Here is a 24,263-nt window from a genome sequence, read left to right as displayed (position 1 = left end):
AAATGTAATCCCCCTCAATCCAGATGGGAGTACCGTCCAGTTTGCGTTCTCGGGTTTCAACATGCAGCTTACCAGCGTCGAAAAACTGGGAGCATGTCAGGTTTGCAAGGTCGGCTGAAACAGGTGAGGATGCAAGTGTTGACCTAAAGGCCTAACTGATGACCCCTGAGAAAGCCACCCAACTCAAAACTCATCTCGCAGCAATCGCTCAATTGCTCTACGAGGAGAGCGATCCGGCTGACATGCAGACTCTAGAAATCACCACGGTGAACAGCATCACCCGCGTATCAAAGCGCTGAAAGCCGTAGCGAATGGCCAGATCGCCCAGCCCGCCGCCGCCGACTACCCCCGCCATGGCTGAGTTGCCAATCAGGCTGATCACCATCAGGGTGAGGCCCAGCACCAGGGCGGGCAGCGACTCTGGAATCAGCACATTGCGGACGACTGGCAGTGGGTAGTTGACCACCGTACACGCCAAATCTTGCGCCTTCCACCAGGAAGTTGTTGATCCCGAGACCCGCCGTCCAGCTAAAGTCGTCTCCCCCGGTGAACGAGGTAAACGCCCCGTGGCCAGCGATAAAGAACCCGCCAAAGTTGAGGTTCACCAGCCCTGCAAAGGTATCGGTGGCGGTGGGAACCGCAAAGCCAGCGGCCGCACCATCACTGTGCAGATAGGCCGCCGCTAAATTGAGAATTCCAGCGTTGACCAGATTAAGCTGAGCGATGTAGCTCTGGTTTCGGGCAGCGGCAATACCAACGGCAGGGTTGGTAGCACCGCCAGGATTCGAAGCGGTGTAGCCCAAGTCCAGAATCAGGTTGTCGGTGAAGGCGATGTTCAGGCCAACGCCAGCACCGTTAGACGTGCTGCCAAAGGTGTCATAGAACTGAACGCGACCCGCGTTGGCCACGGAAGGGCCATCGAAGGGGCGGGTAGCGGGGTTTACCCAGTCCCTGCCAGCGTTGCCTCGCGCAGAAACAGTAGCATTGATGCGGTTGCCGAGGGGAAAGCTGTAGGCGAAGGTGGTGACATCGACGTTAAAGCCACCGCCAGCAGCGGTAGCTAGACCGCCCAGAGGGTTGCCGGGGCCACCCGTGATAGCGTTACCATCCCCGGCCTGTAGACGAATGCGCAGGCGATCGCGACCGGAAAAACTCGTGTCAAAGTTCAGACGAGCCCGAGAGGCAACACTGGTGCTGGTTTCGGGAGCCAGGGTGTCAAAGGGCGTGATTAAGTTGAATACCGCCTCACCGCGCAGTTTGGTGGTAGTCGAGAACTGCTGAGCCCGCAGGGTCGCGGTTTCGGCTTCCAGAGCATCGACACGACCGCGCAGGGTGGCCAATTCGGCTTGGAACTCTTGCTGTAGGCGGCGGATGGCAGCCAAATCTTCGGGGTCAATGCAGGGGCCCAGTGGAATGAGGACAATGTTCCCCAGGTGCTGGCCCATCGTTGTGCTTATCTCAATGGAGCCATTGGGTTACAAAGGTGACATGCTCCCGAAAAACTGACCCCATATCTGGCGACCGTGGGCTAAGTCATGGGCAAATAGATCGTTGGGAGTAAGCCCGACAAATTCCTCTCGGGTCGCCCCATATTGCTCTAGCATGGCGTCATTGATTTTAGTAATGCGCTGGTGGGCAAACACGTAGTCCAGGACGCTTTGCTTATCAATTCCATCGTTCCAGGCCACGGGCTGATCCAGCATCATAAAGAAAAAACCATCGAGGGATTGGGCAAAAAACAGCTCCAATCGCTTTTCGGCCAGGCGCAAATCGCGTAGGGTTGCCTGCTCGAGATCTCGGTGGAAGGCCTCAGAATCCAGGAGGTGATTGGTTTTAATTGACGAGGTTTGAATCGAGGTCTGGATTGACGCCAGTTTCCCTTTGTCCACGGCGTTGCCGGGGTCAGCCGCCATCGTTTGACTCCGCAGACTGTGCAGCAGGGTGTCTGCGGTGATCAGACCAACGGGGCAGCCCCGGTCGTCCACAATGGGCAGTATCGTCAGCGAATGCCGGTGGAAAAGCTGCAACAGATCCCCAGGCGATCGCAACTTACTGCGTTCAAGGGAGATGCAGGTATGGGGCAAGACGACGGACAGCGTCAAAGAGCGCAAATCTATGCCACCGGCCATTAACCGCAGTGCATCACCCTTAGTAAATACCCCCAGCAGCTGTTTGTGCTGGGGCTCAACCACCAGCAGGCAGGACTGTTCTGTCCGGCCGAGGAGCGCGATCGCATTGTCCACAGAGACATCGGCCGAAGCCGTTAAAAAGGGATGCTGAATGGCTGCCTCAAGCAAACGTTCCATAGGGCCAACTTAAAGATTTTGATCTAAAACCCGCTGAGTAACCGCTAAAATCTGGTCAAACTGGAAATTTCGATTCCACTCAGCCAGTATATTTGCTAAGGGAGGGCCTACCAAATCATTATCCTTAAGCAGCGCTGTGATCTGACGATCTAAACCTTGATTAGCCGAACGATTCAGCCGAATGACCCAGTCCCTGGAGAGGCCTGAGTCAGTAGCACTGATCATCAACTCTGTGGCCGTATCCATCGAAAGCCCAGAGGCAACCGAAAAGGACAGGTCTTGGCGGTCGCAGTCGCTCTGATCAACTGCTTTAGCTAACATGGGTGTATCTTGCGAATCTGGCTTTTCCGCAACGATCTGAAAGAGACTATAAAATCGAGCCTTTGTACCCACACCAGGGATACTGGTAACGGTCATCTCCCCTCCCATCACTCGAACATACTGCCGACTAATGTAAAGGCCTAACCCCGCCCCTTGCCCTGACCGCTGGCCTGCTTCAGTCTGTGAAAAAGCCTCAAACAGTTTCTCAATTTCATCGTCGGAAATCCCAGACCCCGTATCTTCGATCTCAAAAAACAGCGGGATCAGCGGCTTAAGATCGACGTCTTCGGCCGCTGATCCCGCTAAATCCCAGTCCGTCCCCTCGCCCCTCGTCACCCGAATGGATATTTTTCCCACAGAGGTATACTGAACAGCATTTTTGAGCAAGTTCAGTAATACCTGCTGTATTTTTCCATCGTCAGCAAAAACATACCTGGGTACCGTTGAGGCCCGGTAGAAAGCAAACTCAAGCCCCTTTTGATGGGCTTTGGTCTGCCAGGTCAAGGTCAGGGTATTGAGTAGAGCGTGCAGGTCAAAATTCCGGTTGTTCAGGGAAATTTGGCTGGACTCGTCTTTGGTAACGGCTAAAATTTGGTTAATGAGCAGAAGTAGAGACTGAGCACTCTGGTTAATGCTTGTAATGTATTCCCTATGCTCCTCAGTAAGGGATAGGTCGTGCTCCATCAGTGCTGAAAAGCCTAAGATTGCGTTTAAGGGCGTACGCAACTCGTGGCTCATTTTGGCTATAAACTTGCTTTTGGCATAGTTTGCCACCTCAGCCGCCTCTTTAGCACTCTGCAGCGCTGCCTCTGTTTGAGTATGAGCCTCTATCTCTTGCTGAAGACTTTGATTCTTTAGAGTTAGTTGATTCTGTAGTTTCTGGATCGTCAGCTGATGGGCAATCCGGGCTAAAACTTCTTCGGTATGAAAGGGCTTGGTAATGTAATCGGCTCCCCCCAGCTCAAATCCTTTTATCTTTGCGCTGATGTCGTCAGCCGCACTCAGAAAAATAATTGGAATGTCTTGGGTTTTGGGATTTTCCTTCAGTCTACGGCAGACTTCATAGCCGTCTAAATCGGGCATCCTAATGTCGAGCAAGATCAGGTTGGGCAGGCGATGGCTAATACTGACCAGGGCCATATGGCCGTTTGTAACGCAGCGAACCTCGTACCCAAATTTAATCAAATTGGCAGACAATACCCGCAGATTGTCGGGGGAGTCATCAACAACCAGAATATTGCCTTTGGAGTGATTATCTAGGGATGAATTCATTTAAACTAGGGCCGAGTCAATGGGAAGAGAAGCGTCAATTGAACACAGCTAAAGCTTTGGACCAAGATCTTGGCTCAGGTTAGATTGGCTGCCAGGACTTCCTCCTCAGTCTTAATCAATTTCCGATCTACTCCTGGGATGGCAGTTTGGTGTGGCGGCTATACCCGACACCGGAAATCATAGCCAGGGCCCAGGCCATGGGTTATGGAACTTGTCTTTTTGAGGATTGGGATCGGCCTAAGTGGACTGCCCCCTGCTTTTTGTTCAGTATTCTCTAAGATTACTCCCTCGGGAAACGGCTTGCCCATATCGTGTTACACTCCGCTGCTGGAACAGTGGGCTAGCGGGCAACGCTCCCATCAACTCGGTCCTCACTCTCCACCCAATCACCCGACTCATTAGGACCTGTTGTCGGCATGAGTGCCGGTAAAGCCGCAGGGTCTGTTGGAGCAAAGGACGGCTCACCCTGCCCCCATTCGTCAGAACGCCCTGGAGAGGGCCTTACCCCTGCGGGGTTTGCTGCTTTGGGGCTCAACCTCTTCCCCTCCCGCGATCGCCGGGTGCTGGTGCAGTCGCAATATCAGCATACGGTTTCCCAGGCTTCTAAAAGTTTGAACATCTCTTGCTCTAGCATGGACAATTCCTGGCTATAGCTGGCATACAGTATGGCCTGAGCGTTAAGGGTTTTGTGCAGAAGCACCAGATCTTCAAGTCTTTGGATCAGTTCAGAGCCATGGTCAAGAAAAGGTTGTTCTTTTAAGGCGGTTTCTAAATTGAGAAGAGCCCTGCGATAAAAACTCTGATTGCCAGCAGATTCTTGAGTCTTAACTGAGGAGGTCAGCAAATTTCGAATGTAGTAGGTTGTTGCCGGAGATAGACGCATACTGCACCAAATGAAGCTGGACTTTAAAGTAACTGAAGGCCTGGTTTTTCGATCACCCTGGGAAGAATTTCGACGAATTTTATAGGATAGCTCGTCTACCTTGCGCTCATTTCAGCGGGCTGTAGATTGAGTTTTAGGTTTTGATTGAGCGATCGCAACCTGAGCCAGATGGTGTAATGACTCGGCGACACTGAAATACAGGTGATCACCCCCTGTTGAGACTGTTCAAAGGCTGCTTCGTAGGCCTTTAACCGTTCATCCTTAGCGAATGACCTGAGCTGAATGTACAGTTCCTGATTGTAAAATATTCCCTTTTGTATAGTCTTATCCCAGTATTTAAAGGGCTGAACAAGGCTTTCGTCGACAACGGAAGGAACCATTTCTCTTCAAGAATCAGGTTGAACAGAGGGGACAAAATCGAGATTGGATTTTCCCAACCTATGGCCGCTGCTGCAGGTGGGTTTGGGTTTACCTGGCCTAGCCCTTGATGGGGCGACCCAGTTACCTTGCCTGCCCCGGAGTCAGGGGGGCCTAGGTTATCGGTCCAATCGGCGTGGACTCTAATCCATCTAGGTCAAAGCTTAGGTAAAAAATGTGACATCCACGTGTACAGGAATTATTCCTGAACTCGGCTCTCTGGGCCTTTTTCTGCACGTTCCCTTGCCCTTCTGGCGCTGCTTTCCTCAGCATGGCGTCAGGATGACAACCGTGGACTTTCCCCGGTTATAGTCATCGCCAGAACTGTTAGGACATGACCCATGCCCCTGAAGCGATGGCTATAGGCCATCGCGCCGCCCCGGTTTTTGCTGTTGGAAGAGGCCCATGTCCTAAGCGCAATGGCCATCGCTATAACTTTGGTCTGGGGGCAGTCCCTGCCGCCTACCGCTAGTCCTGGTCCCAGTGCAGGGCGGTGGCAATCTGATCGCCTAAAATAGCCGGGTCAAAGGGCTTTGTCACAATCGCCTGAGCTCCCAGTTCAGCGTACTCTAGCTCGGTCACGATACCTCCGGTGGCGGTGAGCATGATCACCGGAATCCCTTGGGTCGCCGGGGTTCGCTTGAGGGCGCTGAGGGTCATCAGCCCATCGACATCGGGCATTACCACATCGAGCAGGATGGCGTCGGGCTGTTTTTCAGTGGCGATCGCGATCCCCTCTTCTCCGGAACCGGCGGTCAGCACCAGCCACTGCTTGGTGATCTGCAGGCTGACCTGGGTAACGATACGAATATCAGCTTCGTCGTCGATGACTAAAATCTGTTTCATAGGGATATCGTATGGACAGACCGCAGGGCCTGCGGCGGAGCAGGGTTTAAACCACCCCATGTCAGTATTCCCCGCCCCCATCCAGACCGCTAGAAAGAGGCTGGCTGGGCTTTCGCCAGGCCTGGAGCAGGCGGTTGCGCTCTATGCGGTTGAAGATGCGGGTCACCAGTTCGGGTTCGGTAAAGGGCTTGCCCACATAGTCGTCGGCACCCGCGCTGTAGAGCTGGAGAATGACCTCCGGGTGGCGATGGGCGGTCAGGAACAGAATCGGCAGCCCGTTCCAGGTATCGTCATCCCGCAGCAGTTGACAGACCTCAATGCCGTTGAGGTGGGGCATGTCCACGTCCAAAATCAGCAGATCGGGCAACTCGCTAGCCAGCGTTGGCCACAACTGCAGAGGGTCATTGAGGATGACAGTCTGGATTCCCCAATGGGCTAGCAGCTGCTGGACCGTGGCTAAAATGGTGTCGTCATCGTCGAGGACTAGCACCTTGCTGGGTCCAGAGGGCGGTTGTGGTTCCCCCAGCCGTGGCCCTGGGGGTGGGGTGAGAGGGAGGACAACCGGCTGGGACACAGGGGTGACCGGGGCGGTGGGCGATCGCTCCAGTTCCTGGCGCAGGGCCTCCACCCGCGATCGCAGCTGGTCACCGTCCTCATCCTCTTCGGGGGTGGCCAGCCAGCGCTCTATCTCCTGGCTGAGGCGCGAGCCCTCAGCAAACCCAAACATGCCCAGGGACCCGGACAGTTTGTGAGCATCTACCGCGGCGGTTTGGCGGAGGGGGTCAGTTAGCGGGCCGGTTTGCAGCGCCGCCACCGCCTGCTCCAGACTGCTCAGGCGTTTGAGAATGGGAGCCCGCAGCGTCTCCCAGAGGGAGACAACCGCCTGGCGAGCCTGGTCTCCCACGGGTACAGGGTCAGGGGCGGTCGGGGAATCTGGCAACGTCTGAAGGCGATAGCCCATGCCGTAAACTGTGTCGATCGCCTGCTCGGCCCCCACCGCCTTTAGTTTGCGCCGCAGCCGCTTGATGTGGGTTCTGACCGTTTCTTCCCCCGGGATCTCCGAAAAGCTCCACAGGTGTTCGAGAATAACGCTGCTGCTAAACACCTGCTGGGGATGCCGCAGAAACAGCTCCAGCAGACTGTATTCCTTGGGCGACAGGGCCAGCGGCTGCCCCCGGTAGCTGACCTCACAGGTGCCGGGGTTGAGGCAGAGATCGCCCCACTGCAGCAGCGGATTGGCGATCGCCGTGGGACGGCGCAGCAAGGCGCGAATGCGGGCCGACAGCTCGTCCAGGGTGCAGGGTTTAACCAGGTAGTCATCGGCCCCGGCATCGAGACCCATCACTTTGTCAGCGCTGTCTCCCTTCGCCGTCAGCAGCAAAATAGGGCCGCCGTACTGGCTCTGGCGCAGCTGCTGGCAAAGGCGCACGCCGTCAACCTGAGGCAAATTGACATCGAGTACGATCAGGTCGTAGGTGGCCGCCTGAGCATAGTCCCAGCCCATTTCGCCATCGGTGACCCAATCGACAGCGTAGTGCTGCGAGATCAAAAAATCCGCCAGGGTTTGGGCCAGCAGTTCATCGTCGTCGACCAGTAAAATTCTCATCTGTTCTGCCAAAAGGAGTTAGTCAGGGGACGTTTGGGGCTGGGTCAGGTCCATGATCACCTCAAACCTGTAGTCGTGCAAAAGCCGGTTGAGCCCATCGATCAGGGGAGAGAAATCGGCGGGAATTTGCTCAATCAGCCGGGCGACATCGGTACTATCGCAGTAAATGGCCGCCCGGTGAAGCTCCGCGATCCAATCGGGGGGCATGACCTGAAGCGTCTGGCTGTTCAGGCTGGCTGCTGGACTGGCCGCTGCCACGGGGGGAGGGACATCGTAGCGGTAGCGAAGATCCAGGTATTGGGCCATTTTCGTCAACACCAAGTCGAGCTGAATTGGCTTGCTGAGGAAATCGTCGCAGCCGGCCTCCAGGGCCCGGCGCTGGGCGTCGCTAGCGGCTTGGGCCGTGAAGGCAAGGATAATGGGGGCGGCGGTACCCAGGTCCGGCTGCTGGGCTACCGCCGCCCGAATCCGCCGGGTGGTCTCATAGCCGTCCATACCGGGCATCCGCATGTCCATCCAGATCAGGTGGGGCTGCCAGCGCTGCCAGCGGGCGATCGCCTCCGCCCCGCTACCAACCGCCTGCACCGACAACCCAATCTGAGAGAGCAGCTTAACCAGCAGTTGGCGGTTGTCGGGCTGGTCGTCTACCACCAGAATGCGGTAGGTGGGCTGCCCCGGCGCCAGCCCGATCACCACACCGGAGTTGGCACTGGGCAGGACATCGCTAACCTGGGCCAGGCGCAGCGGAATAGCAAACTGAAAGCGACTGCCCTGGCCCAGCCTGCTGCAGACGGTGAGGTGCCCGCCCATCAGGCTGACAATTTTGTGGCTGATGGCCAGGCCCAGCCCCGTTCCCTCCAGGGACATGCGCCCGGCCTTGGCCTGGGTAAAGGCGTCAAAAATACTGGCCTGCTCGTCGGGGGCGATGCCCATGCCCGTATCTTGGACCGCAAAGGCGAGGGTTGGCTCCAGCGCTAAGTCCTGGTGTACTAGGGTGGCCTCCAGGATCACTTCGCCAGATTGGGTGAACTTGATGGCGTTGCTGAGCAGGTTGATCAACACCTGGCGCAGCTTGCTGGGGTCGATGAGAATGTGCTGAGGCAGGTCAGGGGCAAGCTTGAGCCTGAAGGCCAGAGCTTTTTCGTCGGCTCGCTCCTGAAACATGCTGCACAAGTCTTCCAGCAGTTCCAGCAGGTCGATGCTGTCTACCTCCAGGCTAATTCGGTTGGCCTCGATCTTGGACAGGTCCAGAATGTCGTTGATCAGGTGCAGCAGGTGATCGCCGCTGCGGTGAATAATGCGGATGTAGTCCTGCTGCTCTGGGTCGAGGTCGCGGTTGTGGCGCATCAGCTGGGTAAAGCCCAGAATGACATTGAGCGGGGTGCGCAGCTCGTGGCTCATGTTGGCCAAAAACAGGCTCTTGGCCTGGTTTGCCGCATCGGCAGCCTCTACCGCCTGCTGGAGGTCGTAGGTGCGCGCCTCGATGCGCTGCTCCAGTTCGGCGTTGAGCTGATGCAGCGCGGTTTCGGCCTGTTTGAGGTTGGTCAGATCGGTGTGAATGCCCAGCATGCGGAGCGGCTGCCCGGCTTCATCCCAGGCGACAATTTTGCCCGTGGAGAGAATCCATTTCCAGTCGCCGCTGCGGGTGCGCTGGCGAAACTCCACCTGGTATTCGCTTATGTCTCCGGCGATGTAGGCCCCATAGGTGGCGGCAACCGTGGCCTGGTCGTCGGGGTGCAGCCGCTCCAGCCACTGCTGAAGCGTTTCGCTGAAGGTGGCGGGGTCGTACCCAAGCATGAGCGCATATTCGGGGCTGGTGATCGCCTCTCCGGTTTGGATGTTGAGATCGTAGAGGCCCTGCTGGGAGGCCGCCAGCGCCAGGCGCAGGCGTTCCTCGCTCTGGCTCAGCTGCTGGGTGCGCCGCTCAACTCGCCGCTCCAGGTCTTCGTTCAGCCGCTGCAGCTCAAATTCGGCCTGTTTGCGATCGCTGATGTTGCGCACGACGGCAATCACGCTGGTTTCGTCCAGGGGCATAATGCGGGCGTCAAAGAAGGCTTCTCCAGTGGGTAGGGGTAAACCGTATTCAATGGCGACCAGGGTGCGTTCGGCCAGGGTTTTTTGCACCGCCTGGTAGAGCCGCTCCCCAGTATCCGGGGGCAGAATGCTCTGAATAGTCTGGTTGAGAAAGGTCTCCGGGGCGCTGTAGAGGTCCCGGTTGTCTCTGACCTGAAAGTCGTAAACTCGGCCATCGGCCGTGATGTAAAAGATCAGGTCTGGGAAGGCGGCCAGGATGGCTTCCATGCGCTGATTGGCCTGTACCAGGGCCTGTTCAGCCCGCTTGCGATCGCGGATATCGATCACAATCGCCAGGTCTGCGATCGGCTGCCCGTCGGCATCTCTGATCACAGAGAGGGTGACGCTGGTCCAGATCCACTCACCATGCTTGTGGCGATAGCGCTTCTCTAGTTCTAAGATTGCTGAGTCTTGGTGAAACAGGTTGCGAAACAGAGGCTGCTGCTCGGCTAACTCGTCTGGATGGGAGAGGTCAGCATAGTTTAGGCCAAGCAGTTCATCCTTGGTGTAGCCCAGCAGGTCACAGAAGTACTGGTTGACCTCCACATAGCGGCCCGAACCATCAGCCTGGTTGATGCCCACCGCCGCCTGTTCAAAGATGGCGCGAAATCGGGTCTCGCTGGCCTGCAGGGCCAGCTCAATCTGCTTGCGCTCGGTAATATCCAGGGCGGTGCCAAACAGCCCCGTCACCTTTCCCTCGGCGTTGCGGGCCACTTCGCCCCGGCCCTCGTGGTATCGCATTGAGCCATCGGGCAGCAGCGCCCGATAGTCGATGGTGTAGGGGGTTCCGGCCTCAATCGCCCGGGCGATCGACTGCTGCAAAACGACCCGATCGTCGGGGTGAACCATGGTCAGGTAGTCACCGTAGCTCGGTTCTCCCTGGTCGGGCTTCAGCCCAAACATGCGAAAGAGTTCGGGAGACCAGCTGATAGTCTGACTCTCCAGATCGAAGGACCAGTTGCTGATGTGGGCAATCCGCTGGGCCTCCAGCAGGGCCGCCTGCACCTGCTGAAGCTGGGCTTCGGCCTGCTTGCGATCGCTGATATCCAGGACAATGCCATGCCAGGCCACCGTGCCATCGGCCCGCGCTTCTGGCCCTGAGCTGGCCCTCAGCCACTTGATCTGACCCGAGGGGGTGACGATGCGCCACTCGAACCTGAACGGAACCATAGCCTGCCTGCAGGCCTGGTAGGTCTGGGCATAGGGCTCTCGGTCATCGGGGTGGATTTGATCCGACACGAGATGCCCCTGCTGGAGCAGGGTGTCCAGGGGAATTTCATGAATTTGCTCGGCGGCTGGGCTCAGGTAGTCAAAGTGCACAACGCCCCTAGGTCCTTCTACCACGGTGTAAATAACCGCTGGGGAGGCGGACGCTAGTTTTTGAAACCGGGTTTCGCTCTGTTGCAGAGCCAGCTCAGCCCGTTTGCGATCGGTAATGTCCGACACTGTGCCGATGTAGCCGAGCAGGTCGCCGCCCTCATCCAGTTCGGGCACCACCTGGCAGTCAAACCACCGCACCTCCCCGGCGCGAGTGAGATGGCGACCTTCCCCCCGAAAACTGGCCTTTTGGTTGAGGACGGCCTGCCAGTCCGCCCACAGGCGATCGCGATCGTCGGGGTGGATCGTCCGCATCCACCCCAGGCCAAACCCCTCCGCCGCCCTGTAGCCGGTCATCTCGCACCAGCGCGGATTGACGTACAGGCACTCCCCCGCCGGATTGAAGCGAAAAATGCCGACCGGGGAACCGTTGGTGAGGGTGGCGTAGCGCCGCTCGCTCTGCTGCAGGGCCAGCTCGGCCTGTTTGCGGTCGTGGATGTCTCGGCCCACCGACTGCAGCTCCACAAACTCGCCCTGGGCGTTGTAGATAATTTGATTGGTCCACTGGGTCCACCGCACCATCCCCTTGGCAAAGACGCGGTGCTCCACCTGCCCAATCGGGTTTTCGGGGGTCAGGGCGGCGAGGCAGCGATCGATCAGGGGCTGATCGTCGGGGTAGATGCGGGGTTTGTAGCTCTGCCCCAGCAGCTGCTCCCGGGGCAGATCGTAGTAGCGGCAGAAGGCATCGTTGACAAAGACCAGGGTGCCGTCGGGCTGGAAGCGGGTGATCAGTTCGGTCTGGTCTTCCAGAATAGACAGGTAGCGGGCTTCCGACTGACGCAGGGTTAGCTCTGCAAACTTGCGATCGCTAATGTCGATCAGCAGGCCGTCCCACACCGTGCCGCTGTCGGTCTGCTGAGGGCGCGAGTGGCCCTGAATCCACTTGAGCGTGCCGGAGGGGGTGGTCAACCGCCCTTCCCAGTGCCAGTCGGTGCCGGCCTCAACAGCGCTCCCCACCGACGCCTGCAGGTCGACCAGATCGTCGGGGTGGATCAGCCGCCAGAGGGCACTGGCGTCGGCCTGCACCTGGGCTGGGGTCAGTTCCAGCAGGTCATAGGCTCCGGCACTGGCGTAGGTAAACTGCCCCGCCGTCTCCGGATTGCCGGGGCAGTAGCGGTAGATCATTCCCGGCAGGTTGGCCATCAGGGTGTGAAAGCGGGCTTCACTCTCCTGGAGCGCCGCTTCCATGCGCTTGCGATCGGTGATGTCGAGGGCGGTACCCATCAGCCGCACCACCCGACCCCGCTCATCGCGCTGGACTTCTGCCCGCCCCAGCACGTGGCGTACCGCCCCCCCCGGCTGAACTATCCGATGCTCAATTTCGCAGGCGTTGCCGGTGCTGATCGCTCTCTGGGCCGTCCGCTGCAGGCGCCTGCGATCGTCCGGGTGAATCAGCCGCAGGTAGGCACTGAAGGTCGGCGGCGGCTGGGTCGGGTCGAGCCCAAAAATGTGAAATAGCGCCTCCGACCAGGACAGCTCCTGAGTGGCGATCTCAAAAGCCCAGCTCCCCACGCGGGCAATGCGCTGGGCATCGAGCAAACGCTTCTCGCTCTGCCTCAGCGCCTCCTCGGCCCGCTTCAAATCGGTGATGTCACGCCCCACCGACTGCACCTCGCTCCAGTGGCCCTGCTTGTCGAGCAGCAGTCGGCTGACCCACTGGGTCCAGCGAATCTCGCCCCTGACCACCACTCGGTTCTCCACCGTAACGGTGGGATTGTCTGGGCCCAGCAGCCTGAGCCGCTGGGCTACCCAGGCGCGATCGGGCTCGTAGATCACCGGGTTGTAGCTCTGGCCCAAAATCTCGTCGCGATCGAGGCCGAAGTAGCGGCAAAAGGCCCCATTCACAAACAGCAGGGTGGTATCGACCGCAGAGCGGAAAATCAGCTCTGTCTGGTCTTCTACGATCGCCCGGTAGCGCGCCTCGCTGACCTGCAGGGCGCGTTCGGTGACCGCGGGGTCGGCCGGCATCGAGGTGGCCGAGCGGCGACGAGCCCGCAGGATCGATTGGATTAGCCAGGCTCCATTGGTCAACGCCAGGGCCAGCGCCATGCCCCAACTCCCTAGCGTGCAGATGCTATTGCTGATCGCGGCCATCCCCTTTACCTTTGACTAACCTGCAGAGCAACGACACCATAGATTGAAACTTTGAGGCATGGGGCTAGATTGGCCATACCTGGATCAACGATCTGACGTTACCGCTCTGCACTAATGGGCCCCCGTCTAGCTGGGACCCAGCCTATTTTATTTATCCACGCTCAGGCCCTCAGCACCATTCAGTCTAAATCTTTAGCTTAACCCTTAGCTCCTAGGCGGCCCAAGTCGAACGACAACTGCTGTTGACCGCCGATGCCTCCGCTGGAGGGCGGCGGCGATCGGCCCATGGGCTGTTGAGTTGCAGTAGGTCAATAGACGCCACCCCCTTAGCGGCCGGTGTCACCACCGCTGGCCGGTTGGCTACCGTTGTGGGCAGGCGTACTTCACGGGCATACTCCCGTTTCGAGCCCTGGTTGGCAAGACATCTTGCCAATTGTAGAGGCGGAGGGGTTGCCATTCTGAACCTAGTCTAGAGAATTAAATAGTTCCCATTCTGCTTCAAAACTGAGACGATTCGCCCCGATTTTGATCGCCCGACTTTGATAAATGGATGTACCTGTTGAAAGAATCAAAAAATCAGATTTGACGGCAGAAATCAAGGCCCTGGTAGCGCAACATAAGTCAACAATTCCAGGCGTTTGGGGTTAGTTTTTCCGTGATTCCACCTAGGTATTAAGGGCCAGAATTTTCTTCAAAAAATTGATTTTGTTTCCAGGCTGGTGGAATCACGTAACTTTCTTCTCCCCCAGCTTTCTTTCCGGTTTGAACCGTTGCGACTAGAAGATTGTTTTAGCTAGAAAACAGCCCTAGAGAGCTGAAAAGATCTGGATAGAGTTATGGCAAAACGATCGCTTCAAGCTTCCCAATCCGGCATCATCCAAGCTAAGCGAGCCTTCGACCGCCGGGGATGGACTCAGGAATACCTGGCGGCTGAGGTGGGATTGCAAACCCGCCAGTCCATCTGGAAGTTTTTTTCAGGGCGTCCGGTGGAACGCCACATCTTTATCGATATCTGTTTCACCCTCGACCTGGATTGGGAAACCATTGTCGATCGCGCGGCATTTGAGCCCAATGAATCCGAACCGGTGGCGACGGTCCCGACCGCCACGGCTGCGGCCCCCGACGGCGATGCCCCCGTGGCTGGTCAGGAGAGTGGACAGGACCTCTCGGCGGCGCGATCGCACCTGCTGACCCTGACCCAGGCCCAGTGTCAGCTGCTAGAGCTGCCCCTCGACCTGCACCAGCCGATCACCCTGGCCCAGCTCTACACCGACGCCTACCTGCGCCCTTACCAGCGGCTGGGCCACCCGCAACCTGCGGCTAAAGCTCCGGCCACCGCGGCCGTACAGCCCCACTCGCGGCTGCTGGTTTTGGGCCGACCGGGGGCAGGAAAAACCACGCTACTCCAGCACCTGGCCCTGGAGATTGGGGCCAACCGTCTGCAGGGCAACGGGCAGACCTGCCTGCCGGTCTTTCTGCGCCTGCGGCAACTGGCCCTGGTCCCTCCGGCCGAGCTTAATCTCCAGGCATACCTCAGCCAGCGCTGGCTGGCGGCCGGGCTGAGCCAACCCCAGATTGACCAGCTTTGGCCGCAGGGGCACCTCTGGCTGCTGCTGGACGGCTGGGATGAACTCCCCACCGAGCAGCATCGCATTGTCACCCAGCAGGTCCAGACCCTGCTCGACACCTACCCCGGGCTGCGAGTGCTGATTTCAGGTCGTAGCGGTGGCCCCATGCCCCAGCTCAACGGACTGGTCACCCTGGAACTGGCGGAGTTTGGAGCGCAGCAAATTAACACATTTGTGCACAAATGGTTTACCGCCAACGGCCTGGAGCAGGGGGAAACCCAGGCCCAGAACTGTTTGCAGGCCCTCAACCATCCAGAAAACGATCGCCTGCGGGAAATGGCGTTGACCCCCATCCTGCTGCATCTGATTTGCCTGGTTTTTCACAGTTCCGGCGGCTTCCCCAGCCAGCGCAGCAAGCTGTACCAGCGGGCGCTCGACCTGTTGCTCGGCCAGTGGGATCAGCAGCGCGGTATTTACCGTCACCAGCCCCTGCGCCAGGTTTCCAGTGTCGACCTCAGCGCCCTGCTGGGCGAAATCGCCGCCTGTAGCTTTGCCCAGGGACGGGTGGTACTAGAGGCCGCCGAGCTACTGGGCCTGATTGCCAAAAGCCTGGTGCGCCGGGGCTACCAGTCCGACAGCCCGGAGCAGCTCTGGGCCGACAGCCAGACCCTGGTACAGGTTTTAATAGAGCACTACGGCATCCTCAGCGAACGAGAAATGGGCAGCTACGCCTTTGCCCACCTCAGTTTTCAGGAATACCTCACCGCCCGCCACTGGGCCCTAGCCGCGCTGGCCATCCGCCGCCCCGAGGATTGGGCTGATCTGGCCGACCACCTGCCCGATGCCCGCTGGCACGAAGTGATTGGCCTGACGGTAGAGATGGTGCCCCAGGCCGAGACTCTCTGGCAGGCCCTGTGGCAGGCCAGCCAGCGCTACGTGATCCATCACCCCGAGTTGCAGCCTCTGCTGCGCTGGGCCCAACGCCAGGCTGACCAGTCAACGGCGGCCTATAGCCCGGTAGCCCTGAGGGGATTTTACCTGGGGCTGCGGCTGGACCAGGGGCTAGACCTGGCGACCGCCCTCGATAGCCGTTTAGCGGTTGACCTCCCCCCCTGTCTGGCCCTGGATCAGGCTCTGATTCATCTGCTACAGCGGAGTCAGCAGTGGCTGCGCAACCCCTCCCTGCAAACCGGCTTTGATCTGGCTTTTGGCCTGGACCTCAAGCCGCGCTTTGCCCTGGCAGATCGCCTGACCACCACCCTGGAGCAACTGCAGGCCCAACTACTCGATGCGCTGGGGGACGAGGCCGAGTTGGCCGCCTGGTGTGCTCAGGCCGGGGCGGCCTGGTTCACGGCGCTTCAGCATGCCATTGCCGCCGATCGCCAGTGGGATGTCAATGGACTGGATACAGCCTCCGCCCCATCGCTGGCCGTCTACTACCGGATGCAGCGGCTGCTGGTCGACTGTCTGCGCCACAACCGCACCTTCGCCGCCGCCACGGTGGCGACCTTTGAGCAATGTCTGTTTGGGGAAGAGGTGCAGTATGAGCTTGCCTAGTCTGTCGGGAACATCCAACTTCCTGGATTTGGTCTCTATCACAGCCCTGCGGTTGTACCAGGCCGACAACCTGGAGGACATTTTGCAAAACACAGTTGCGGATGTGCAGCGGCTGCTGGACATCGATCGGGTGGTGATCTATCGGCTCAACTCCAGGCAGGAGGCCCAGGCGATCGCGATCGCCGAAAATACGCTCCTACCATCTCTCCCGGACCAATCCATCGACCTGTCCCCCTGTTTGCACCAATGGCTGGGGGAGGCGGCTTCCCTGCAGCCACGGGTGATCCACAAGGTTGCCACGGCCAACCTCTCGACCTGTGAGCGCCGAATCCTGGGATCTATGGGTATTGAGGCCAGCCTTTTGGTCCCCATTTACCAACGCCTGGATTGGCAGCAGGGTTCCCCCTGGCCCAGCCAGCCCCAAGACCTGCAGGTGTGGGGGCTTTTGATGGCTCAGCAGAGTCGGCCGCGCCGCTGGAATCCGCTGGAGGTGGCCTTTTTGCGACAGCTTTCCCAGCATCTGTTCCACTCCATTCACCAGATGCAGCTGCGTCAATTTTCAGACCGGCTGGTCGAAAGCGCTGGGGACGGCATCATTGTTCTAGACACCAACTACCGCTACCAGGTCTGGAATGGACCGATGGAAAAGATTTCCGGGCTGTCCAAAAAAGAGGTGATTGGGCGGGTGGCCTGGGAAGTCTTTCCCTTTCTCAAAGACACCGGAGAAGACAAACTGATGTCTTTGGCCATGGCCGGCCAGTCCGTCGTGGCTCAAAATCGAGCCTTTACGGTGCCAGGAACCGGGCAGAAGGGGTATTTTGAAGCTCGCTACAGCCCCCTCACTGACCCCTCGGGAGCGGTGAGGGGGTGTCTGGGGCTGGTGCGCGATATCACCGAGCAAAAGCGGGCCGAATTTCAGCTTCGCACCGTGACCACGCGCCTGACAACCCTGATTCAAAACCTGGAGGCGGGCGTTTTGGTCGAGGACGAAAATCGCCGCGTGTTGCTGGCCAATCAGACCTTTTGCCAGATTTTTCAGCTGCCGATGGCCGCCGACCTGCTGAAGGGGCCAGACTGCGACGCCCTGCTCCGGCAGGCGGCCTCGCTGTTCTGCGACCCCGTGGCCGTCGTTGCCGATATTGAGGTGACGCTACAGCGGCAACAGCCGCGCATTGGGCAGGAGATCGACCTGGTGGATGGGCGCGTGCTGGAGCGGGACTACATTCCTATTTTTATCGATGGCGACTACCAGGGGCACCTGTGGCAGTACCGCGACATTACCCAGCGCAAGCAAATCCAGCAGCAGCTTGAGGCGGCCAGTCAGACCGCTGAGGCGGCGAACCGGGCCAAGTCCAGATTTTTGGCCACCATGAGCCACGAAATTCGCACCCCGCTCAACGCCATTATTGGCCTGACCGATCTGCTGCTGCTCACCGACCTGGACGATGAGCAGCAGGACTTTGTCGATACGATTCACAACAGTGGCGCTATGCTGCTGTCGCTAATCAACGACATTCTTGACTTTTCAAAAATTGAGGCCAACAAACTGGAGCTAGAGCGGCGGGTTTTTGATCTGCACCGCTGCGTGCAGGAGGTCACCAGTCTGATGAAGCCCCTGGCCGAGGAGAAGGGACTGACCGTGCGATCGCACATTCACCCCGACGTTCCTCAACAGATGGTGGGCGACGTCACCCGGCTGCGGCAGGTGCTTCTAAATTTGGTCAGCAACGGCGTTAAATTTACCCATCGGGGCCAGGTCACCGTAGAGGTGCATGGGCAACCCTCCGCCATTCCCCTGGACAACACCATCCAGCTGCATTTCTCCGTCACAGACACAGGCATTGGCATTCCGGAGGAAAACTGCGGCGACCTGTTCGATGCCTTCAGCCAACTCGACGCGTCGGTGGCCAGGCGCTATGGCGGGACGGGCCTGGGGCTGGCGATCTGCAAAAAGCTGGTGGAGGCGATGGGAGGCAGAATCGGCTTTACCACCCAGCCGGGGGTAGGCACCACCTTCTCGTTCACCCTTCCGTCCCCCCTGCTGCCGGCCTCGGCCCACCCCTCCGACGGCAGCCCTCCCCCGCAGCCTGGCGTTTCCCCGTTGGCCCTGGCGGCCCAACTGCCGCTCAAAATTTTGGTCGTGGACGACCTGACGGTGAATCAAAAAGTGGCCAGCAAAATGCTGGAGCGGCTGGGGTACACCCCTGACTGCGCCGCCAACGGCATAGCTGCCATTGACATGGTGCAGCAAACCTCCTACGACCTGGTGTTCATGGATGTGCAAATGCCGGGGCTGGACGGGTACGAAACGACCGAACTGATTCGCAAACTGCCCTCGGTCACCCCCGAGCAGCCCTGGATTGTGGCCATGACCGCCCACTCTAACCAGGAGAATCATCAGCGATCGCTGCAGATTGGCATGAACGACTTTCTCAGTAAGCCGGTGGTGCTGTCCTCCCTGAGCGATTGCCTGATCCGCTACGGGCGCAATTACCACTCCGAGCGCCTGGGCCCCGGCCTACTGCCAGCGGTCCATGACTCCGCCGGGAAGGCGGCCCCCCCGGCCCAGCCCCTCCTCGACCCCTCGATGCTCACCAGCATTTATGATATGGCCGGGGCCGAAGCCGATCTCCTGCTGGCCGAGCTGGTCCAAAATTACCAGGAAGATGCCACCCACTGTCTGCAACAGCTACACCAGGCCATTGCTGAGCAAACCTCTGAACAAATTCGCCACCAGGCCCACGCGCTGCGATCGATGAGCTTGAATCTGGGTGCCCTGCGGCTGAGCACCCTCTGCCAAGACCTGGAATCCTACCATCACCAGATGTCATTGGCGGACCAGCAGGCCCTACTAGTCACCATCGAGCACACCTTTGCCGAAGTGATGGCCGCGCTACAGTCTGCTACTACGACCCATTCCCATGTCTGACCCCAGCTATGTCCCACCCTCGATTTTGATCGTCGATGACGAACGCAACCTGCGGCGTCTGCTCACCCACGCCATGACGACCGAAGGCTACCGGGTTGAAACCGCCAGCAACGGCGAAGCCTGCCTGGGGTTTTGCCAGCAGCATCTGCCCGATCTGATTTTGATGGATGCCATGATGCCGGAAATGGACGGCTTTACCTGCTGCACCACCCTGGGGGCTACCTTCGGCGATCGCTGTCCGCCTATTCTGATGATCACCGCCCTGGCCGATACCCCCTCTGTGGAGCGGGCCTTTGCCGTCGGCGCAGTGGACTATGTGACCAAACCCATCCACTGGGCCGTGCTGCGCCAGCGGGTGCAGCGCATTCTGCAGACCCATCTGCTCAGCCAGGAACTGCTCCAGGCGCACTCTACCATTGCCCAGTTAGAGGCAACGCTGCGGGATTGTCAACCCTGTTGACGGCCACCGGGTACCGATGGCAAGGGGTGTAGCGCCAGGGAAACCTCTGCGCTACACCCCTCGCCGTTGGGATCACTGGTGCGATCTGGCCTCGATCAGCCGAATCGACAGAATTAGCTCTGCTACAATCCGCTGAAAGGCGTAGTAGCAACCGGCCCAACCGTCTAAAATGCCGCCTTTAAGAATCAGGCAGTAGACCAGAATGATCGGGGCGGAAAGTCCGGGGACGCGACGGATGCGATCGCTCCAGCCCAAATCCGTCGGGCCTTTCTCCAGCTGCTTCTGCACTTCCAGCAGGGCATAGCGATCTTGAGCCCAGAGCCAGCGGTTCAGGGACTTGCGATCGTCGTGGTGGATTGGATGCTTGAGGGTGGCCACGGTGCCCCAGCACTGCAGCAACTGTGTGTGGCCGTCGTCAACGTAGGTGGCCTGAGCCCGGCGAAACAGGGCGGCGCGGGGGGGCAAAATGCTGCCCCGCAGGGGTTTGCCAAACACACAGTACTGAAACGGAATGCTGTAGCAGTCTACCGCCCCCAGGGGATCGAGGGTGGCCAGTTCCGCGACAAGGTCGTCGCTGAGGCAATAGTCAGCATCCAGGGACAGCACCCAGGCGGTGGTGACCAGCGACAGGCCGTAGTTCCACTGGGTGGCATGGGTGTCGAACGCCCGCTGGTGGACCTCAACCTGGGGGTAGCGGGCCAGAATGTCGAGGGTCTCATCGGTGCTGAAGCTGTCTACAACCACAATGCGGTCGGCCCAGGTGAGCTGCTGTAGCGTGCGCTCAATGTTGGCGGCCTCGTTGTAGGTAAGGATGACGGGTGTGATGGCGGCCAGCATGGCCGGGGTGGGGTGGGGTGGGGAGAGGGTGAGCATGGTGAAGGTGTGGGTGAAGGGGTGGGCGGGTGGAGGGGTGGAGGGGTGGAGGGGTGGGGGATTAGAAGAAGGGGGATGGGGTGGGGGCGGGGTGGGGTGGGGTGGTGGATAGGCGGGCGTATTGTTCAATTAGCCGGGCGGCCTGGGTGGGCCAGCTAAATTCGGCTTCCATCAGGGCGCGACCGCGTTGACCGGCCTGGCGGGCGGCGGTGGGCTGCTGCAGATAGTGCTGAATGGCCAGGGCCAGGGCGGGGGGGTGGGCCGGGGTGACGTGGCCGGTCTGGTGGCGCTGGATTAGGGGTGCGATCGCCACCTCGGGCGTGGTGATCACAGGTAGGGCGGCCGCCATCGCCTCTAGCAGGGCAATGCCGAGGTTTTCGGAATGGGAGGGCAGCACAAACAGGTCGGCCCCCTGGAGGAGGGTATTTTTTTGCTCGCCGCTGACAAAGCCCACCTGGCGTACCTGTAGCCTTAGCCCTGCGGCCTGAATGCGCTGAGCGATCGCGGTTTCGTACTCCGCTTCGCCGCTGCCCGCCAGCACCAGGGTGAAGGGCGCATCGCCCAGGCTGGCCAGGGCGTCGATTAGCGGCTCGATGCCTTTTTTGGGATGCAGCCGCGAGAGAAACAGCAGCACCCGATGGTCGACGGGAATCTGCAGCTGCTGGCGTAGGCGCTGGCGGGCATTGGCGATCGGGGTCGGGAGCTGTACCCCGTGGGGCAGCACAAAACTGGCTCCGTCAAAGCCCGCCTCCCTGGCCTCCTGCCGCTCCTGGGGGGTGGTGAAGTGCAGGGCAGCGCAGCTTTGCAATAGCCGCTGACCACCGCTTCGCAAATAAATCTGCTTTTTGCCCTTGCCCTGTTCGAGGGACCAGCGGCACAGGGAGCCCAGGGGCCGCACCACGTAGGGCACTCTCCGCACTTGTGCCATCGCCATCGCCACGGTGGTGGGGTAGTTGAAAATGGCGTGGACGTGAACCAGATCAACCTCGGCCAGGTGTTGCCCCAGCCAGGGCGCAAGGGCTGGAGCCACGGCAAACTCCCGCAGGGCCGTCATTTGGGACAGCACCCGAGGAAAGATGTACACGGGCACCGATGGGCCGGTCAGTTCCGGAATTGAACCGCTGAAAATGGGCTGAGCGTAGGGGGCGCTAAGGGTGCCGTCGCCGTGGTCATTGGTGGCGGCGATCGCGGCGTCAAGCCCCTGCTGGCGCTGGGCCTGCACCATCTCTAAAACAGCCTGACTCGGCCCTCCCCGCAGGGGAGACAGCGAGGGAATCACGTGAAGAATTCTCATTGGGGTGAGGGTTGAAGGGTGGGTAATGGGGCAGCCCGATCGGTGGTGAATTGAGTGATCAGGTGGTCGCTCAACAGGTGTTGGAAGGTCTGGAACCCGAAGGCGGCGATCGCACTCTGCCGCAGGGCCTGGGGTTGGTAAATCAACGGATTGGGATACTGACCGGTGAGGATAGCGATCAGCGTTTCGCCAAGGGCATCGATGGCCTGGGGGTCGACCAGGGCACCCAGGGCACCGTGCTGGAGGGCATCCTGGCCGCCGTCAAAGCCGGCCACAATGGGTTTGCCGCAGGCCATCGCCTCCAGGTAGACAATGCCAAAGCCCTCCAACTGGCTGGGCATGGCAAACACGTCGCAGAGGGCGTAGTGGTCGGGCAGGTCGGCATCGGGCACAAACCCGGCCAGGGTGACGCAGTCCTCCAGGTGGCGATCGGCGATCAGCTGCTCCAGGCGGGGGCGATCGTCCCCTTTACCGACGATCAGGTAGTGGACGTCGGGCAGCGCCTGGCGAATGGCGGGTAGCGCCGCCAAAATCTGGTCGTAGCTGTGGAACGCTTCCCCGGCAGCCAACCGGTTGACGGTGAGAATGACGGGTTGGTCGGGCCGTAGGCCGTAGCGCTGGAGCAGGTGGGGCGGTTTGGCTGCAACCCGGAAGCGGTCGGCATCGAAGGTGTTCGGCAAAACGCCGAGGTTGGAGAGCCCCTGGGACTGGCGGATGCGATCGCGGGTAAACTCGCTCACCGCCAAGATTTGGTCGGCCTTAGCCATGCCCCGCCGCACCTGGGGCTTCTCCACCTCCCAGGCCTCAAACCCGTGGGCGATCGCCCAGTAGGGCAGCTTTGCCCATCGCTTCAGCTCATAGGCCACGGGGGTGAAGTTGACGTGGGTAGTGATGATCAGGTCGGGGCGATCGGTCAGGGCGGCCTGGAAGGTTTGGGCCGCAAAGGCGGCGGTGCGCAGGCGGGGATGGCGATCGCCCGTGGTGTGGTAGCTGAGCCGGGGCGAGGCGGAGGGCGGCAGGGTGGTTGAGCGATCGTGCAGGGTAAAGACGCGGATATGGGCGGTGGGCAACACGGTCTGTAGACCCTCCAGCAGAAAACCAGAGTAGGTTTGGATGCCGCCTTTGAAGTCGAAGAGGCCGGGGGTCCAGAGGTGGAGGGTGGGTGGCATGGTGGGTGAGGGGTGGGAGGGTGAAGGGTAGGAGGGTGGGTTATTGGCCCATGACTGGGGCTGGGGTCGCTGTTGGGAGCCAGAGGGAACGCATAGTGAGGCTGAAGAGCGCTAGATCGGCACCGAGCAGCCACCAGCCGAGGGGGCTGTGCAGGAGGGTCAGGGCACTCAGTCCAGACAGCAGGGTGAGGCTGTAAATGCACCAGACCACCGTGGATTTGGGAAAATTGGCGTGCATCAGGCGGTGGTGGATGTGGCGCTGATCGGGGAAGAAGGGGGACTTGCGATCGCTCAGCCGGGCTCCGATCACCAGGGTCATGTCCAGCATGGGCACCAGCAGCACGGCGAAGGGCAGCAGCGCCGTGGTGAACGAGCCGTCGCTGGGCAGGCCGACCGCTGCGATCGCAGCCAGGGAAAACCCCAGAAAGTAGGAGCCGCCATCCCCCATAAAGATGCGGGCCGGGGCGGCGTTGTAGCGGAGAAATCCCAGCGTGGCTCCAGCCAGCCCCAGGGCCATACAGGCGATCGCGGGCTGAACTGCCCAGCCCCCAACGGCCAGGACCCCAGCGGCGACAGTGGCAGTGCCTGCGGCCAGGCCATCCATGCCGTCGAGCCAGTTGATGGCGTTGGCCATACCGGCCAGCCAGAGGAAGGTGACCAGCAGGCTCAGCCAGGCGGGCATTGTGTCGGTCAGGCCGGGCAGGGGTAGGGTGTCTAGGCGAATTCCCAGGCTCCACACCCCGGCAGATAGCAGGGCCTGCATGCCCAGACGGACAAAGGGGGACAAATTAAATAGGTCATCTAAGAAGCCCGTGGCAAAAAAGCCCAGACCACCCAGCAAAAGGGCCAAAAAAATGTGGTTTTCAGTCCCTGCTGGCACCCATTGGCTGGCCACAATCCAGCTCACACAAGTGCCAACAAAAATGCCTGCTCCACCGATGCGCACAATGGGCTGGCGATGAATTTTGCGGGCATTGGGTTGATCGATGTAGCCGAACCGCAACCCGATTTTTTGTACCAGTGGGGTCAGGCCCACTACCGTCAGGGCCGCAACCCCGGGAACTATCCATGGAAACATGAGTCTTGTCTTGTAAGGAGATTGGATAGTTCTCAGTTTCGAGGGGCGAAGTTTGCGATCGCGTCGGGGATAGTTTTTTTAGATGTACAACTTCCCAGCGATCAGAGCTAACACCGTATACATTGATCGGCACAGATTAG

The 24,263-nt window shown here is 59.6% G+C and carries 17 protein-coding genes; 4 read left to right on the top strand and 13 right to left on the bottom strand.

Going from position 1 to position 24,263, the window contains the following annotated elements; all coding sequences use genetic code 11:
* The first annotated feature begins 158 nt into the window (after positions 1-158).
* Positions 159-299: a hypothetical protein gene (locus NF78_RS33115; protein ID WP_156119961.1), complete on the top strand. Its 141-nt coding sequence runs from the start codon at positions 159-161 to the stop codon at positions 297-299.
* On the opposite strand, the gene NF78_RS24710 is transcribed toward NF78_RS33115, so the two are convergent.
* The 9 genes from NF78_RS24710 to NF78_RS31550 form a co-directional block, all read right to left on the bottom strand.
* Positions 288-1,397 (bottom strand): iron uptake porin, encoded by a 1,110-nt coding sequence (locus tag NF78_RS24710; protein ID WP_263970631.1) that lies wholly within the window; start codon positions 1,395-1,397, stop codon positions 288-290. The two genes, NF78_RS33115 and NF78_RS24710, sit on opposite strands and share 12 nt — an antisense overlap.
* A gap of 78 nt (positions 1,398-1,475) precedes the next feature.
* On the bottom strand, positions 1,476-2,306 hold the full coding sequence (locus NF78_RS24705) for a CBS domain-containing protein (RefSeq protein WP_035992593.1): 831 nt from the start codon (positions 2,304-2,306) through the stop codon (positions 1,476-1,478).
* 9 nt (positions 2,307-2,315) lie between these two features.
* A complete protein-coding gene (locus tag NF78_RS24700; protein ID WP_035992591.1) occupies positions 2,316-3,899 on the bottom strand; it encodes a hybrid sensor histidine kinase/response regulator in 1,584 nt (527 codons plus the stop codon).
* Positions 3,900-4,479: 580 nt separating this feature from the next.
* A complete protein-coding gene (locus NF78_RS24695; protein WP_035992588.1) occupies positions 4,480-4,782 on the bottom strand; it encodes a hypothetical protein in 303 nt (100 codons plus the stop codon).
* Positions 4,783-4,877: 95 nt separating this feature from the next.
* Positions 4,878-5,162: a hypothetical protein gene (locus NF78_RS32635; RefSeq protein WP_052050919.1), complete on the bottom strand. Its 285-nt coding sequence runs from the start codon at positions 5,160-5,162 to the stop codon at positions 4,878-4,880.
* A 505-nt stretch (positions 5,163-5,667) separates the two neighbouring features.
* Complete coding sequence (locus tag NF78_RS24685) at positions 5,668-6,045, bottom strand: response regulator (protein ID WP_035992586.1); 378 nt, start codon at positions 6,043-6,045, stop codon at positions 5,668-5,670.
* A 61-nt stretch (positions 6,046-6,106) separates the two neighbouring features.
* A complete protein-coding gene (locus tag NF78_RS24680) occupies positions 6,107-7,651 on the bottom strand; it encodes a response regulator (protein WP_035992583.1) in 1,545 nt (514 codons plus the stop codon).
* An 18-nt stretch (positions 7,652-7,669) separates the two neighbouring features.
* Complete coding sequence (locus tag NF78_RS28590) at positions 7,670-13,150, bottom strand: PAS domain S-box protein (protein ID WP_052050918.1); 5,481 nt, start codon at positions 13,148-13,150, stop codon at positions 7,670-7,672.
* A gap of 256 nt (positions 13,151-13,406) precedes the next feature.
* Positions 13,407-13,628, bottom strand: a complete 222-nt coding sequence (locus NF78_RS31550; protein WP_156119960.1) for a hypothetical protein — start codon at positions 13,626-13,628, stop codon at positions 13,407-13,409.
* Positions 13,629-14,031: 403 nt separating this feature from the next.
* Here NF78_RS31550 and NF78_RS24670 point away from each other — a divergent pair, with 403 nt between their 5' ends.
* From NF78_RS24670 to NF78_RS24660, 3 genes are read left to right on the top strand one after another with little or no spacing between them, the layout of a single operon-like run.
* Entirely contained in the window at positions 14,032-16,320 is a 2,289-nt protein-coding gene (locus tag NF78_RS24670) for an NACHT domain-containing protein (protein ID WP_081972911.1), read from the top strand.
* Positions 16,307-19,249 (top strand): ATP-binding protein, encoded by a 2,943-nt coding sequence (locus NF78_RS28585; RefSeq protein ID WP_052050917.1) that lies wholly within the window; start codon positions 16,307-16,309, stop codon positions 19,247-19,249. Before NF78_RS24670 ends, NF78_RS28585 begins: the two co-directional genes overlap by 14 nt.
* Positions 19,242-19,709, top strand: a complete 468-nt coding sequence (locus NF78_RS24660) for a response regulator (RefSeq protein ID WP_035992578.1) — start codon at positions 19,242-19,244, stop codon at positions 19,707-19,709. The genes NF78_RS28585 and NF78_RS24660 overlap by 8 nt, the downstream gene beginning before the upstream one ends.
* Before the next feature lie 72 nt (positions 19,710-19,781).
* On the opposite strand, the gene NF78_RS24655 is transcribed toward NF78_RS24660, so the two are convergent.
* The 4 genes from NF78_RS24655 to NF78_RS24640 all read right to left on the bottom strand — a co-directional run bounded on the left by NF78_RS24655 (position 19,782) and on the right by NF78_RS24640 (position 24,123).
* Positions 19,782-20,582 carry a glycosyltransferase family 2 protein gene (locus NF78_RS24655; RefSeq protein WP_263970690.1) on the bottom strand — a complete coding sequence of 267 codons (801 nt, stop codon included), beginning with the start codon at positions 20,580-20,582 and terminating at the stop codon, positions 19,782-19,784.
* A gap of 61 nt (positions 20,583-20,643) precedes the next feature.
* Positions 20,644-21,876, bottom strand: coding sequence for a glycosyltransferase (locus NF78_RS24650; protein WP_072016242.1), 1,233 nt, complete (start codon positions 21,874-21,876; stop codon positions 20,644-20,646).
* Positions 21,873-23,045 (bottom strand): glycosyltransferase, encoded by a 1,173-nt coding sequence (locus NF78_RS24645; RefSeq protein ID WP_052050915.1) that lies wholly within the window; start codon positions 23,043-23,045, stop codon positions 21,873-21,875. The genes NF78_RS24650 and NF78_RS24645 overlap by 4 nt, the downstream gene beginning before the upstream one ends.
* 40 nt (positions 23,046-23,085) lie before the next feature.
* Entirely contained in the window at positions 23,086-24,123 is a 1,038-nt protein-coding gene (locus NF78_RS24640) for a glycosyltransferase family 4 protein (RefSeq protein ID WP_052050914.1), read from the bottom strand.
* Positions 24,124-24,263 lie beyond the last annotated feature (140 nt).

This window comes from Leptolyngbya sp. KIOST-1, from assembly GCF_000763385.1.
GTDB lineage: Bacteria > Cyanobacteriota > Cyanobacteriia > Phormidesmidales > Phormidesmidaceae > Nodosilinea.
This window is presented reverse-complemented; position numbering and strand designations above follow the sequence as displayed.

What these genes read in the sequence shown, in the direction of transcription:
- NF78_RS33115 (WP_156119961.1), top strand. Translation starts at nt 159, where the DNA reads ATGACCCCTGAGAAAGCCACCCAACTCAAAACTCATCTCGCAGCAATC.
- NF78_RS24705 (WP_035992593.1), bottom strand. Translation starts at nt 2,306, where the DNA reads ATGGAACGTTTGCTTGAGGCAGCCATTCAGCATCCCTTTTTAACGGCT.
- NF78_RS24700 (WP_035992591.1), bottom strand. Translation starts at nt 3,899, where the DNA reads ATGAATTCATCCCTAGATAATCACTCCAAAGGCAATATTCTGGTTGTT.
- NF78_RS24695 (WP_035992588.1), bottom strand. Translation starts at nt 4,782, where the DNA reads ATGCGTCTATCTCCGGCAACAACCTACTACATTCGAAATTTGCTGACC.
- NF78_RS32635 (WP_052050919.1), bottom strand. Translation starts at nt 5,162, where the DNA reads ATGGTTCCTTCCGTTGTCGACGAAAGCCTTGTTCAGCCCTTTAAATAC.
- NF78_RS24685 (WP_035992586.1), bottom strand. Translation starts at nt 6,045, where the DNA reads ATGAAACAGATTTTAGTCATCGACGACGAAGCTGATATTCGTATCGTT.
- NF78_RS24680 (WP_035992583.1), bottom strand. Translation starts at nt 7,651, where the DNA reads ATGAGAATTTTACTGGTCGACGACGATGAACTGCTGGCCCAAACCCTG.
- NF78_RS28590 (WP_052050918.1), bottom strand. Translation starts at nt 13,150, where the DNA reads ATGGCGCTGGCCCTGGCGTTGACCAATGGAGCCTGGCTAATCCAATCG.
- NF78_RS24670 (WP_081972911.1), top strand. Translation starts at nt 14,032, where the DNA reads ATGGCAAAACGATCGCTTCAAGCTTCCCAATCCGGCATCATCCAAGCT.
- NF78_RS28585 (WP_052050917.1), top strand. Translation starts at nt 16,307, where the DNA reads ATGAGCTTGCCTAGTCTGTCGGGAACATCCAACTTCCTGGATTTGGTC.
- NF78_RS24660 (WP_035992578.1), top strand. Translation starts at nt 19,242, where the DNA reads ATGTCTGACCCCAGCTATGTCCCACCCTCGATTTTGATCGTCGATGAC.
- NF78_RS24655 (WP_263970690.1), bottom strand. Translation starts at nt 20,582, where the DNA reads ATGCTCACCCTCTCCCCACCCCACCCCACCCCGGCCATGCTGGCCGCC.
- NF78_RS24650 (WP_072016242.1), bottom strand. Translation starts at nt 21,876, where the DNA reads ATGAGAATTCTTCACGTGATTCCCTCGCTGTCTCCCCTGCGGGGAGGG.
- NF78_RS24645 (WP_052050915.1), bottom strand. Translation starts at nt 23,045, where the DNA reads ATGCCACCCACCCTCCACCTCTGGACCCCCGGCCTCTTCGACTTCAAA.
- NF78_RS24640 (WP_052050914.1), bottom strand. Translation starts at nt 24,123, where the DNA reads ATGTTTCCATGGATAGTTCCCGGGGTTGCGGCCCTGACGGTAGTGGGC.